This is a genomic window from Francisella sp. LA112445, assembly GCF_012224145.1.
GTDB lineage: Bacteria > Pseudomonadota > Gammaproteobacteria > Francisellales > Francisellaceae > Francisella.
This window is the reverse complement of sequence record NZ_CP041030.1, coordinates 550370-565127: the sequence shown is the minus strand read 5'-3', so window position 1 is coordinate 565127 and position 14758 is coordinate 550370. Positions and strand designations below refer to the sequence as shown.

The window sequence follows — 14758 nt, the reverse complement described above, 5'->3', positions numbered from 1 at the left end:
AATCTCTAACCTTTTATCTCATTATCTAAACGCCAATCAATTAACTTTTGTAATCCATCTCTAAGAGAATACTTATATTTAAAGTTCAACTCTTTCTCAGCTTTTTCTCTCGAACCAATTCTATTTTGCACGAGCTGTCTAGCATCATCCGCACTATAAGGAATATATTTAATATTTAAGTTAGATTTTTTAAGCTCCAACATTACTTGGCAAAGCTCTCTTATAGATGTTTGAACCTCGGTACCAACATTATAATATCCAAATTTAGTATCAGATTCAGCAGCTGCAATATTACATCTAGCAACATCTTCAACATAAATAAAGTCATATGCTTGAGATCCATCGCCATTTACTGATGGCTGTTCATTCCTATCAATCTTATTTAATACTATAGGTACTACACCACTATACACTGCATGCTGGTCTTGACCAGGGCCATACACATTCATATATCTCAACCCAATCACTTCTAAACCATATCTATCATGATATGCTGTACACATAGCCTCACCAGAAATTTTAGTCGCTCCATAAAAGTTCTTATTATTAAATGGGTGATCTTCTTTCATCGGTACCTCTACAGCATCACCATATACGGATGCTGAAGAACTATATATTAACTTTCTAACTTTATGTTTAACACAAGCCTCAAGTACATTAAATGTGCCCGCTATATTCACATCGAAAGCAGTTCTGGGAAAATCTTTACAGTGCAATAACCACATAGCAGCTAGATGAAATACATAATCAACGCCTTCCATAGCCTTATCTAAAATATCTACCTCTCTTATATCTCCTCCATAGGGAAATATATAACATCTAGGATCATCCAAGCACTCTGATATATTTTCTATTTTACCGCGAGCAAAGTTATCATAAATAATAATCTCTTTAGCTTCCGTTTTTAAAAGTTCTTTGACAACAAAGCCTCCTATGAATCCTGCTGCACCAATAACCAAAACTCTTGAACCTTTTAATTTACTCATTTTGAATCGCCTAATTCCTTATTTTCTATTTTATCAACTAAATATTTAGCAAAAGCAAAGCTACATGTGAAAGCTGGACTAACTGCATTAAGAATATGCAAAGAGTCTTTTGTACTTTCTATGACAAAATCCTGCACTAGTTCGAGAGTCTTTGTATCTAACAACTGCGCCCTTATTCCTGCCGGCATAGATTTAAACTGTGACTTAAAGTCTACAACCATAACTCTAGCTTTATTTTGAAAGTACTTTCTATTATAGTTTTTTAATTCTTCCAAAGCTAACTTTCTAAACCCAAACTTATTCTTTAGAAATAATTTTAACATATAATATGATATTTCAAAGAACTCAGTTAACTTAAACCTTTTAAACCCTGAATATCCCTCTCTCCAAAATACTGGTGTAGCCGTCGGACCTATTTTCACATCACTAGAGCTAGTGATTGTATAATGAACACCTAAAAAAGGGTTATTTAAATTAGGAACTGGATATATATTAGTTCCAACAGTTGGACTATCTCCTATAAATTTAAAATATCGACCTTTAAAAGGTATTAAAACATAATTTTTTGCAAGACCAAAACTCTTAGCAATCTTATCAGCATACAGACCAGCCGCATTAATTAGAAATCGATATTTACAATTGACATTAGGAAACTCAACATTAAACCTAAAATTAACGCCTTTTTCTATCAAATCCTGTTTAAGTGTAAAACATACTAATTTAGGATCTACAGAAGCAGTATTTGGAGACCATAAAGCATACTTATATGTATTAACATTTGGCTCTATAGATTTTGCTTCATTATCTGTTATAAGTGATAGATCAACTCTATTTATATCACCTCGTTTTTTTAACTCCTTTAAACCTTCAACTTCTTTTGAATTATTAGCAACGACTAATTTCCCCACATTGTTAATAGGAACATTACGCTCATTGCAAAACTTTTTCATAAGCTTATTACCTTCAACAGTAAATTTAGCTTTGTAACTATCAGCTGTATAGTAAAAACCCGCATGTAAAACTCCACTATTTCTTCCACTAGCATGAAAGCCCACATCAGACTCTTTATCTACTATCAAGATATTATAGCTTTTGTTTCTCTGTAACAATTCATAAGCCACGGTCATCCCAATAATCCCCGCACCAACAATTAAATAATCAAATTTATCATCACTATACATAAAACACATTTAATACAAATTAATAGGCAAACTCAAAACAGTATCACACAAATTTTGAGAACCTGTAAAACAATCCAACTCTATCAATTTATTTTTAAAAGCTCCTTGCTTATGCATCGGCTTATTATAATAAATCATAGTTGGTACATCTTTATTAGCATACTCTTTCTGTAAATTATCTCTAGCCTCTTTTGAATCTAACCTAATAGTATATTGGGCAAAACTAGAAATATATCCTTGTGGAATATATGGTAGCTGATAACCTTTACCCTTTAACTCTAAATCATATTTTTTTGCTACTTTATTTACTACATCTAATTCACGATCTTTGAAAGCCTTTAACTTAACTCGTAAAATAGCTGCTTGAATGCTATCTAATCTAGAATTTACTCCGATACGAATATTATCATACTTATCATCACCATTTTTACCATGAACAACATAAGATCGAATAAATTTAGCCATTTCATCATTATTAGTAAATATAGCCCCACCATCACCATAACAGCCTAAAGGTTTAGCTGGAAAAAATGAAGTTGTAGCTATATCACCAAAGCTACAAGCTTTCTGACCATTAATACTACCACCGAAACCTTGAGCAGCATCTTCTATTATCAGCAGATTATATTTATCTGCTATTTTTTGTATTTCTGGATAATTTGCAGGTAACCCAAATAAATCAACTGTCATTATAGCTTTTATTTGACTTGCATAACCTTTTTGTTGTAACTCTAAAATAGTTTCCTCAGTTTTCTGTGGACAAATATTATATGTCTGCTCATCAACATCCACAAATACTGGCCTAGCCCCTACAAAAGCTATAGATTCAGCAGATGCAAAAAATGTAAAATCAGGCACTAGAACAATATCATCTTTGCCAATACCTAACGCTGTAAGAGAAATAATCAAAGCATCCGTACCATTAGCACATGTTATACAATGCTTAACCCCGACATATTCAGCTAGTTCTTTCTCCAGCTCTTTAACCTCAATTCCGCCAATATATTGTCCTGACTCTAAAACTTTAAAAATAGCAATATCAATTTCTTTTTTTAAAGCCCTATATTGTGCATTTAAGTCTCTAAATTCCATTATATTTGTACCAGCTTATTATCTTCTATTTTATACTTTCTATTACAATTATCACATTTATTTATGTTTTTAAGTACACTACCACATTCACAAACCCAGCCTATCTGCTTAGCAGGTATCCCTGCAACTAAAGCATAGTCAACAACATCTTTGGTCACAACTGCTCCAGAAGCTATCATAGCCCATCTACCTACAGTATTACCACAGACTATGGTTGCATTTGCTCCTATTGATGCTCCATATTTTACCAATGTCTTCTTATATGCTTCTTTACCTTTAGGGTATTTTGCCCTAGGAGTTAAGTCATTAGTAAAAACCATCGATGGCCCACAAAATACATAATCCTCAAGTTCGACACCTTCATATACAGAAACATTATTTTGTATCTTAACACCATTACCAATTTTAACGTTATTACCAACATTTACATTTTGTCCTAGTGAACATTTAGACCCAATATTAGCACCTGAATGAATATGACAGAAATGCCAAACTTTAGTACCCTCGCCTATAAATACATTATCATCGATGTAGCTTGATTCATGAACAAACTTATTAGACATCTAATTCCTCATATACTCTTTTATTAAATCCCTAGAAAATTTAGTAAACGGTTTTTTGATAGCTTTATCACAATATGGATGATAATCTCCTTTTAAACCAATAGCTTCAGTATGTCTAATTTTAAAAACAGTTTCTATTGCAGCCCGTGCATCTGACACCCTATAACCCTTCCCAGCTAATATACCTTGATATGTCATAGTATGTAAATCTGTAAAACCTCCACTGAATTCCACTTCTTCATTATTGACTGTTATAGAGCGATAAGTCCTTTGCCCTTTAACTTTAACCTCTTCTGGCAACATTTCGTAGTCAATACTTAAGAACCATCTTACTCTTGCATTCTCAAGCTCTAGATAGCCCGCCATTTTGTCATCTTCACGGATATGAACAACATTATGTTTAACTTCACCAAATATCCAATATAGCATGTCAAAAAAATGTACCCCAATATTGCTAGCTAAACCACCAGACTTTTCAACATCTGACTTCCAAGTTGTATAATACCAATTCCCCCGACTTGTAAGATAAGTCAAATCCACATCATAGACTTTTCCTTTTGGTGCGTTAGCAACTTTCTCTTTTAAAGCAATAATACTTGGATGAACCCTTAGCTGAAGTATATTATATACATTTCTGCCCATTTCTTTCTCTGCAAGCTCCAAAGCATCTAATGTCCAAGGATTTAAAACTAAGGGCTTCTCTGATATGGCATGCATGCCGTTTCTAAGAGCAAACCGGATATGGCTATCATGTAAATAATTTGGGGAACATATAGACACATAATCTAGTTTACTATTACTATGCTGTAACTTATTAACATGCCTTTCAAACCTCTCAAACTCTTTAAAAAAACTTGCCTCTGGAAAATAACTATCTATAACCCCCACAGAATCAAAAGGATCTAAGGCAGCCAAAAGATTATTTTTCGTTTCTTTTATTGCTTTCATATGTCTGGGAGCAATATAACCAGCAGCTCCTATTAATGCAAATCTCTTCATACTTTACCATTTGTTAATTAAAATCTCTAAATATTCATCGCAGCAACATTCACTAATCTCTCTACTTTTACTAGAGTAACTGAACCGAATGATCTATTTTACTCACTCCATACAAGTTTTATATTAAGTATTCAATCAAACCTCTAATACCTGATTCAAAATCATAATCAGGATTGTAACCAAGCATCTTCTTAGCCTTGGAAATATCTGCATTACTATGCTTTATATCACCAACTCTATCAGGACCAAATATAGGCTCAATACTTTTATTTAAACATTTACAAAGTACATTATAAAGATCTATCAAATATTCCCTACCTCCATAAGCAATATTAAACACTTCTCCAGCACACTTACTACTAGCCAAACATGCTTTTAAGTTAGCTTCAATTACATTTTCTATATATGTAAAATCTCTCGAGTGTTTACCATCACCATTTATTATTGGAGCCTCATCATTCAGTAGTTGCTTTATAAATTTTGGTATAACTGCAGCATAAGCACCATTTGGATCTTGCCTACGACCGAAAACATTAAAGTATCTCATGCCATAAGTATCTAAACCATATAACATGGTATATAGCTTAGCCCACTCCTCATTAGCTTTCTTTGTAAGTGCATAAGGGGATAAAACACTTCCCTCTCTACCTTCTACTTTAGGTAGATTTGGTTCATCTCCATATACTGATGAACTAGAAGCATAAACAAATTTTTTAACATTGTTTCTCTTAGCAGCTTCTAACATATTAAGAGTTCCTTTAATATTTATATCTTCATATATCCAAGGCATCTCAACACTTCTTGGCACACTTCCCCAAGCAGCTTGATGCAAAACATAATCTACTCCTTTACAAGCTTTTTCACAATCTTCTAGCTCGCGAATATCACCTTTTACAAACTCATAATTAGGATTATCTAATAATATTTCGATATTACGGTAATGCCCAGTAGATAAATTATCAAGACATCTCACCTTAACACCCTTCAATAAAAGTGCCTCACAAAGGTTAGAACCGATAAAACCAGCCCCACCTGTTACTAAAAACAAGCTTTCTTCAGGAAAGTTAACATTCTTGTATGACATTATAATCTCCAGTATATATAATCTTCCTCAAACTCTAGCCTATTTAGACTACCTTTAATATCAAAGATAATTTTTTTAGTATTTTTTGCATACAATTTATCTAACTCTTGCTTAGATAAAGATTTAAACTCTTCATGCCTAACTGCAACTATAATAGCATCTAAATTTGAGACGTCTTTTAAGTTATCAAACTCTAATCCATACTCATGCTTAGCTTCTTCTTTATCTGCTACTGGATCAATAATATAAGGGGTTATTCCATATTCATTAAGCTCATCTACCATATCTATCACACGAGTATTTCTTGTATCAGGACAATCTTCTTTAAATGTAAATCCAAAAATAGCAACCTTAGCCTTTTTAACAGGAATATCGGCTGATATTATCTTTTTAACTAAATTTTCTATTACAAATTTACCCATACCGTCATTTATTCTACGCCCCGATAATATAACCTGAGAATGATATCCAAGCTCAGCAGCTTTATATGTCAGATAATAAGGATCCACACCTATACAATGCCCTCCTACAAGACCTGGCTTAAAATTTAAGAAATTCCATTTAGTTCCTGCTGCCTCTAAAACATCTAAAGTATCTATCCCCATTTCATTAAAAATAATTGATAATTCATTTACAAAAGCTATATTGACATCTCTTTGAGAGTTCTCTATAACTTTTGCAGCCTCAGCTACTTTTATACTATTTGCTCTATGCACACCTGCATCAACTACTAGCTCATACACTTTTGCAATAAGCTCTAAGGACTCATCATCCATACCAGAGACAACCTTTATAATTGTCTCTAACCTATGCACTTTATCACCTGGGTTAATTCTCTCTGGTGAGTAACCAACCTTAAAATCAATCCCACACTTAAGTCCAGACTCACTCTCTAGTATTGGTACACATATATCCTCTGTGACCCCTGGATAAACAGTCGACTCATATACAACATAAGCACCTCTTACAAGATTTCTACCTAAAGTCCTACTAGCATTTATTATAGGTGTTAAATCTGGAGTTTTATCAGCTCGTACTGGAGTAGGCACTGCCACAATATGGAACTTACATTTTTTTAATTCAGCCTCATCACAAGTAAACTTCATTGTAGTATTTTTAACCGCATCATTGCCAACTTCCTTTGTTGGATCAAAACCATCCTTATATTGTTGAACCTTTACCTTACAAATATCGAAACCAATAACATCAACTTTTTTTGCGAAAGATATAGCAATAGGTAAACCGACATATCCAAGCCCTACTAAAGATATTTTCTCTTTTTTATTTAAAATAGATTCATATAAATTCATAATAACTACCTCTTAATACCGCAAAAATCAATAATCTGCCTATCATATATATCAATTTCATTAAACTCCCGATGTCCAACCAAAAACACAATAATATCAGCCTTTTTTATAGCTAATTTATAATCTACTAATTCTATCTCTCTACTAGTTTGCAAATTTGGCTCAACAGCTAAAATATTTAATCCATCTTTTATAAGTTCTCTTACAATATAAAGAGCAGGAGACTCTCTTAAATCATCTATATCCGGTTTAAATGATAACCCCATACACGCAACCACAGGCTTCCTACCTTTTGCAATTTCGAAAGACAAAGTTGCACTCTTGATTTTTTCAATAACCCATTTTGTTTTGTAATTATTTACTTCTCTAGACGTTCTAATTAATTTTGCAGTATCTTTACCAGCATGAACTATAAACCAAGGATCAACAGCTATACAATGTCCGCCCACACCTGGACCAGGGCTTAAAATACTCACACGAGGATGCTTATTTGCTAAATTTATAAGTTCCCATACATCTATATCAAACTTATCACAAAGCATACTTAGTTCATTAGCAAAAGCTATATTTGTATCTCTAAAAGAATTCTCAGTTAATTTAGCCATCTCAGCAGTTCTTGCGTCTGTCTCTAAAACATCTCCTTCTATAAACTCTCTATAAAATTTACTAGCAACCTTTGTAGCCTGCTTTGTCAACCCTCCAACAATCCTGTCATTTTCTACCAACTCCCTAATTATATGACCGGGCAATACTCTTTCTGGACAATGAGCTATATTCAACACAGAAGTGTCAACACCCTCCTCAATTAATTCTTTTTCTACTAACTCAGTTGTACCTACGGGAGATGTTGACTCAAGTATTATTAAATCATTTTTTTTCACATATCCTGAAATAGCTTTAGTTGCAGACTTAACATAATCTAAATTTGGAACATAGTCATCATGAAAGGGGGTTGGTACAGCTATTATGAAAACATCTGCTACCACAGGAGTTAAAGAAGCTTTTAATTTACCACTTTTAACCGCTGCACTTACAAATGTATCAAGTTCTGGTTCAACTATATGTATATTCCCTTTATTAATAGTATCAACAACATTTTCAGATATATCAACACCATGGACATAATAACCCCTATTAGCTAACAAAGCCGCAGTTGGCAAACCAATATATCCTAATCCCAAAACGCACACTGTTTTTTCACTTATCATTTAATCAATGCCTTTTATAAAATTAACAATTCTAACTGAAGAGTAGCCATCTCCATATGGATTAGAGGCTGATGACATCTTATCATATTCTGATTTATTACTTAAGAGTTTCTGAACCTGTTCAAAAATAGTAATTGAAGAAGTTCCAACAAGTTTTACAGTTCCCGTTGCTACAGCTTCAGGTCTTTCTGTATTATTCCTCATAACTAAGACAGGTTTTCCTAGAGATGGTGCTTCCTCTTGAACACCTCCACTATCTGTCAAAATTAAATATGATTGCTTCATCATATATATAAAACATTCATATTGCAGTGGATTTATTAGAAATACATTAGTTAAGCCTGAAAGAATTTCTCTTACTGGAGTTTGAACATTTGGATTCAAATGGACCGGATAGACAATATCCACTTCAGGGTTCTCTAATGCTATCTTTTTTATGGCTTTACATATATTTAAGAAGCCTTCTCCAAAATTTTCTCGTCTATGCCCCGTTACCAATATTATTTTCTTATTCCCCTGGAATTTATATTCCTGCTCTATTGACTTTACTATACTATTCCTCAACCTACTATCATCTTGAATTTTCTTTAGTGTTAAAAATAAGGCATCTATGACTGTATTACCAGTAACAATAATACTATCTTCTTTTTTATTTTCTTTTATTAAGTTTTGCTTAGAAAGCTCAGTAGGTGCAAAATGATAATTTGCTAAAACACCAGTTATTTGTCTATTAGCTTCTTCTGGCCATGGAGAATACAAATCATTAGTTCTTAACCCAGCTTCTACGTGTGCCACCTTTACTCTTTCATAAAAAGCAGCAAGGCTTGCAGCAGCAGTTGTAGTTGTATCACCATGAACGACCATTACATCTGCTCTAAATTTTTTTAAAACTTCTCTCATCCCCATAATCACTTTTGTAGTAACATCAAATAAGTCTTGACCTGGACTCATTATATTTAAATCATATTCTGGAACAATATTAAATATATCTAAAACCTGATCCAACATTTCTCTATGCTGTGATGTAACACAAACTCTAGCATCAAACTCTTTATCATTTTTAAACGCTTTAACCAAGGGAGTCATTTTAATAGCTTCTGGGCGTGTACCAAAGACTAAAAGTATTTTTTTCATTTATTTTTCCTGTTTAAACATTAATTAACAACCCATCTAACAAAATCGGACGATAGCTTATTTCTATCAAACTTATTTGCTAACTCACGTGAATTAATTGACATCTTTTTAAGCTCAGCTCTATTTTCTGACATATTTATCAATATATCTGAAAATTCTTTAAAGTTATCAGGTGGCACAACATAACCACAATCATTTTCTTCTATGAGATCTGCAACCCATCCAGGATAGTTATTAATCACAGGTAAACCCGCAGATATATAATCAAAAAATTTATTGGGTGATGTACCAAAATAAAAAGCCGGAATATTTTTTAATATTTGCAAACCAACATTAGCTCTTTTATATAGTTTTGCTAATTTTTGTTTATCTACTGGATCATGAAATAGAATATTATCTAACTTATATTTAGCTGCCTTAATCTGTAAATCTTTTTTTAGCATACCATCACCAACCAATATAATTTTTACATTATTAGATGGTCTACCTTTTAACTCTATCGCAACATTAATCAAAGTTTCTAACCCATTAGCTATACCATGAGTCCCAGAAAAAATAGCTAGAAAATCATCATTCTTTATACCATCTGGTATATACTGAGTGTTTTGAGGATTAGAAAAAATATCTAAATCGCACCCATTAGGTATTAATTTTATATTATCTCTAGAGACTCCTCGTTTAGCTATACCATCAACAATACCAGGAGAAAGTCCTATTAATTTATCAGCACACCTATATGAGCACCACTCAAGTATAGACATTAAAAACAATAATAAACGATTATTTATAACTCCCATAGCTCTAGGTAATTCTGGCCACAAATCTCTAACTTCAAAGACAAATTTCTTTCCTCTGAAAATCTTTGCAAAAATCCCTGGAATTCCTGCAGTTAAAGGAGTTGTTGTTGCAAACACAATATCATAATCGTCCTTTAACGCAACCTTTATAGACTTAATGACAAAGCTAAGAAATACCTTAATACGACCATAAAAAGATAGCTTATTTGAGTAAGGTAAACAAAACTCAATAATATTGATGCCTTCCACCTCTCCTTTACGTATACCCTTAATAAACTCTTCATTAAGACCAGTCTCACCCATATTCATAGACCCACATACCATGGTAACATCATGCCCTTCTTTCACTAATGCTTTTGCCATAGCATATGAACGAATTCCAGTAGAACCTTTTGGTGTAGAAAAATGCTGATGAAAATATAAAACCTTCAAATCAATCTCCAAATTTAATAGTCGTTAATACTTCTGCTTGCTCAGAAACTACCACTTTTAATAAATGCTGTTTATCTTTTTTGTAATAATATCTTGATTCTTCTCCAGATAAAATCTCTAAAGAAGTCTTAGCATCTGAATAAATTTCTAAAGAAAATAGCGCTGTAGTTAACTTACTCCCTTCAAGCTTATAATCAACTAATGGCAAATGCCAGTATATAACGGCCTCACTTTCAAAACCAGAAACATCATCTATGACTTCGATCATATTATCTTTATTTTTAAAATTAATTTCTCTAGTATGGTTACACCCTTTATAATCTTCATATCCACATTTTACGGAGTTTTCAGAATATTCAAGCAATGAAACCTTAGGCCATGCTCCAAAAAGAAAACGACCTAGTCTAGGCATCTGATCACGATGATCAAAGCATACTGTATTATGTCCTCTAACACCACCAAAGTATCTCATATCTTCAGGACTTGAGTTATAACTATAAGTTCCTGAATCTCTTAAAATATTCACTCCTTTGACCCATAAGTCGAGATGTAAAATATCGCTTTGACTTGGTCTAAACCTAAAATTCGGAACTTTAAGTAATGCAAATACTTTATTTGTTCTGAAAATAGCAAGCCCACTATCCTCTAAAATAAAGTTGCTTTGCAAATCCTTACAACAGATATTCTCCGAGACATCTAAATTAAGGTATTCAGCAAGAACCGAATTATCTCCGAGGGTACTTTTCTTAAAAACTAAACTAGAAAGATATAATGAGGGCCTAAAATCTCGATAGTCCACATTAGGCAAAGAAAACAACATTGCACCATCATTAGCACCCAAATTAGGAACATCTCCATCCTCCTGAATTACCACATGCAACCAATCAGTGGCTGCTGCCATTTTCTTATAAAAATTTTCCGAAAATGGCTCTAAATCAAGCTTTAATCTCATAATCTCTGCAAAACTAATAGCGTCAAGCATAAGTCTATGATAATTAATAGAATACTGACTAAATCCACCATCTTTGAAGATCAATCTATTAACCCTATTCTCTAGTAGTTGACGTCCTTTTTTTGACCACTTATTATACTCTTTACTCTTAGGTGAATATATTTTCAACAGCTCTGACCCTATATATAATGCCACAGCCTCAGATGTTCCATGGTTATTATCCTGAGCTTTTGCATAGCTAAGTGTTGGGTAAATTCTTTTAAGATGTAACTCAAGAAAATTAATCATTTCTGAACCACATGTCCGAATCTGACTCAATGCCATTAAAGCTCCAATCAAATGAATCACCCTAATAGATGCTTCTTGACCACATTTCCAGTTAGGGCCTTTATAAGCTAAATTATTACTATACCAATCACGAATCCAATCATTTATCTTTAAAATAAAAAAATTTGATTTGTGATTTTTAGCAAGATACGAAAACTTAATTACCCAACTAAATCTAGAAGCTTCCCAGATTCCTTTTATGTCTCCATTAGAACTAAAGTCTGGAATATCGAACCAATCTTTATTAATATCTAAGAACCTTTTATTCGTATACACATTGTAAAACCAGTCTGGTTTATCATCAACAATCCTTAAATCAGTGCAGCACTCCAGCAAAAATGAATTAAATTTCTTGTTATATTTTGAATTATTCGAAAAGCTTTTATCAAGATTAAACACATTATCCACAGTAACTTTCTGAGGTTTCAAACTTTGAACTGGATGCATGCTTATTTTCAACAACAGCCTATAATTTAGCACTCTTAAGATATTAACTATACCAATTAATAAAGCTGTCCTAATTTTCAAAAAAAACATTAATCTTTGTGTCCTTTTAATAAACTATCCGCTCTTATAGTGATTTTGGCTACTTCAAATATTTCCTCTACAGGAATAGGACTTTCTAGACCGTTACGAATACTATCAATAAATGCTTGTGCACAAGCATTCTGTCCCTTATCTTGTTTAAACAGTTTATGTTTTTTAAATTCTTTCCACCCGTAACCCGTCATAATTCTAAAATTATCAAGTTGAATTGTCTTACCTGCGGCAAACACTTCGACTCTTTCTTTAGGGAAATTACTAGCACCATTAGCAAGATAAAAAATAGTCCCAAAAGAACCATCTTCAAACTTTAAAGTTATAGCAGCACTATCTCTTTCAACCGTGCCTATACTTTTATTTTCGATACATACAGCATTCACTGAAGATATTTTGCTATCTGCCAAAAATCTCATAAGATCTATAAAGTGACAAGCTTCACCAATAATCCTTCCGCCACCTATATCATCTTGTTGAGTCCAATGATCAGTGGGAATACTTCCGGCATTCATAGTCATTATAAAACTTTTAGGGCTTCTTATAGTATCGAGCAATGTTTTCATTTTTTGAATATGTGGAGAAAATCTTCTATTAAAACCTACCATTAACCTAGGAGCTTCATTACTCTTTCGCTTTTTATAATAAATACTTTCAATATCTTCAACATCCGAGATTGTTAATGCCAATGGCTTTTCAACAAATATATCTTTTCCCGTTTCTATAGCTCTTTTAACAAATTTTGCATGAGTATTATGTCTAGTAGCAATAACCACTGTATTTATTTCATCTGATTCAAAAACACTACTTGAGTTACTAGATGCTACTTTAAAACCCATTTTATTTCCATGTATTACAGCATTGGTTCCGCCTGACGCAACTATCTCATGAAGATTAGCATTTGCCTTTTTAAATGCTGGAATCAAAACTCTTGAAGCATAATTGCCTGCGCCTATAAATCCAACGCAAGGCTCCTTCGATTTACATGTCACATAAACATCTTTAGAAGCTTCAAGAAGTACACTACTACTAATTCTAGACTCAATAGAAGATGAGTAGTTCAATATCACCCCAAGACTATTATGCTCTGTAGTTAACACATCATACGCATTAATAGCATCCTCAAATTCAAACCTATGAGTAATTAAAGGCTTAATATTTAGTTGCTTTTTACTTAACATCTCCAAAACAGCTTCAAAATTACGCTGTTCTGTCCATCTTACATAGCCTATAGGGTAATCATTACCTTTGTCTTCATAATTAGAGTCATATCTACCTGGGCCATAAGAGCACGACACTTGAAAGCTCAATTCTTTCTCATAGAAGTCAGATCTATTCAACTCCAAACCCGTGACTCCAACAAGCACAATACGTCCTCTTTTTCTTGACATCTTTGCAGCCTGAGCAACAGGTTCAGACTCTTTTGTAGAAGCAGTAATTATAACCCCATCAACTCCAAATCCTTTACTAAAATCATTTGCTATGACAACTGGGTCCTCACCTTTAGAAGGATTACATATTTCCGCACCAAATTCTTTAGCAAGGTTCAGTTTATTCTCATTAAAATCAATTGCTAAGACACTACAACCGTTAGCTATTAACATCTGTACGGTTAATAAACCTATTAACCCTGCTCCAACTACTACAATTTTTTCTCCAAGTGTCGGCTGAACCAGCCTAATACCTTGCAAACCTATACTTGCAACGACTGTAAAAGACGCTTCTTCATCTGTAACTGAATCAGGCACCTTAGCACAAAGGTTTTTGGGTACATTAACAACATCCGAATGGCTACCGTTTGAAACCACCCTGTCTCCTTTAACGAACTCCGACACACCAGCGCCAACTTCTCTTACAACTCCAACATTACAATAACCCAAAGGTATAGGTTGGTTTAATTTTGATTTTACAGCGGAATATGTAGTCATGATTCCATCAGTTTTAACCTTATCCAAAACCATTTTTACTTTTTCGGGTTGCTGCCTAGCTTTATCAATTAAAGAAGACTTACCAAAGTTAACCAACATCCTTTCTGTACCTGCTGAAATTAATGATTTACTAGTTAAAATAAGTAAACCACCTTTTGCTACATTCGGACTAGGAGCCTCTACTATTGATGTATTACCACTAGACATATCCTGTAATATTTGCTTCAT

Annotated in this window: 12 protein-coding genes; all 12 read right to left on the bottom strand. The window is 33.2% G+C overall.

Annotated features, from left to right (window positions below):
* Positions 1–5 precede the first annotated feature (5 nt).
* Positions 6–986, bottom strand: a complete 981-nt coding sequence (locus FIP56_RS02780) for an NAD-dependent epimerase/dehydratase family protein (RefSeq protein WP_192577447.1) — start codon at positions 984–986, stop codon at positions 6–8.
* A complete protein-coding gene (locus FIP56_RS02775; RefSeq protein ID WP_209451854.1) occupies positions 983–2176 on the bottom strand; it encodes an FAD-dependent oxidoreductase in 1194 nt (397 codons plus the stop codon). The genes FIP56_RS02780 and FIP56_RS02775 overlap by 4 nt, the downstream gene beginning before the upstream one ends.
* Entirely contained in the window at positions 2177–3259 is a 1083-nt protein-coding gene (locus FIP56_RS02770; protein ID WP_192577446.1) for a DegT/DnrJ/EryC1/StrS family aminotransferase, read from the bottom strand.
* Entirely contained in the window at positions 3259–3822 is a 564-nt protein-coding gene (locus tag FIP56_RS02765; protein WP_192577445.1) for an acyltransferase, read from the bottom strand. Before FIP56_RS02765 ends, FIP56_RS02770 begins: the two co-directional genes overlap by 1 nt.
* Positions 3823–4821 carry a Gfo/Idh/MocA family oxidoreductase gene (locus FIP56_RS02760; RefSeq protein WP_192577444.1) on the bottom strand — a complete coding sequence of 333 codons (999 nt, stop codon included), beginning with the start codon at positions 4819–4821 and terminating at the stop codon, positions 3823–3825.
* 118 nt (positions 4822–4939) lie between these two features.
* On the bottom strand, positions 4940–5905 hold the full coding sequence (locus tag FIP56_RS02755) for an SDR family oxidoreductase (protein WP_192577443.1): 966 nt from the start codon (positions 5903–5905) through the stop codon (positions 4940–4942).
* Positions 5905–7215, bottom strand: a complete 1311-nt coding sequence (locus FIP56_RS02750; RefSeq protein WP_192577442.1) for a nucleotide sugar dehydrogenase — start codon at positions 7213–7215, stop codon at positions 5905–5907. The genes FIP56_RS02755 and FIP56_RS02750 overlap by 1 nt, the downstream gene beginning before the upstream one ends.
* A 5-nt stretch (positions 7216–7220) precedes the next feature.
* Positions 7221–8423 (bottom strand): UDP-N-acetyl-D-mannosamine dehydrogenase, encoded by a 1203-nt coding sequence (gene wecC / locus FIP56_RS02745; RefSeq protein WP_192577441.1) that lies wholly within the window; start codon positions 8421–8423, stop codon positions 7221–7223.
* Complete coding sequence (wecB, locus tag FIP56_RS02740; protein WP_192577440.1) at positions 8424–9557, bottom strand: UDP-N-acetylglucosamine 2-epimerase (non-hydrolyzing); 1134 nt, start codon at positions 9555–9557, stop codon at positions 8424–8426.
* A 20-nt stretch (positions 9558–9577) separates the two neighbouring features.
* Entirely contained in the window at positions 9578–10786 is a 1209-nt protein-coding gene (locus FIP56_RS02735) for a glycosyltransferase family 4 protein (RefSeq protein WP_192577439.1), read from the bottom strand.
* Between the two features lies 1 nt (position 10787).
* Positions 10788–12602, bottom strand: a complete 1815-nt coding sequence (locus FIP56_RS02730; protein WP_192577438.1) for an alginate lyase family protein — start codon at positions 12600–12602, stop codon at positions 10788–10790.
* A complete protein-coding gene (locus tag FIP56_RS02725; protein WP_192577437.1) occupies positions 12602–14758 on the bottom strand; it encodes a bi-domain-containing oxidoreductase in 2157 nt (718 codons plus the stop codon). The genes FIP56_RS02730 and FIP56_RS02725 overlap by 1 nt, the downstream gene beginning before the upstream one ends.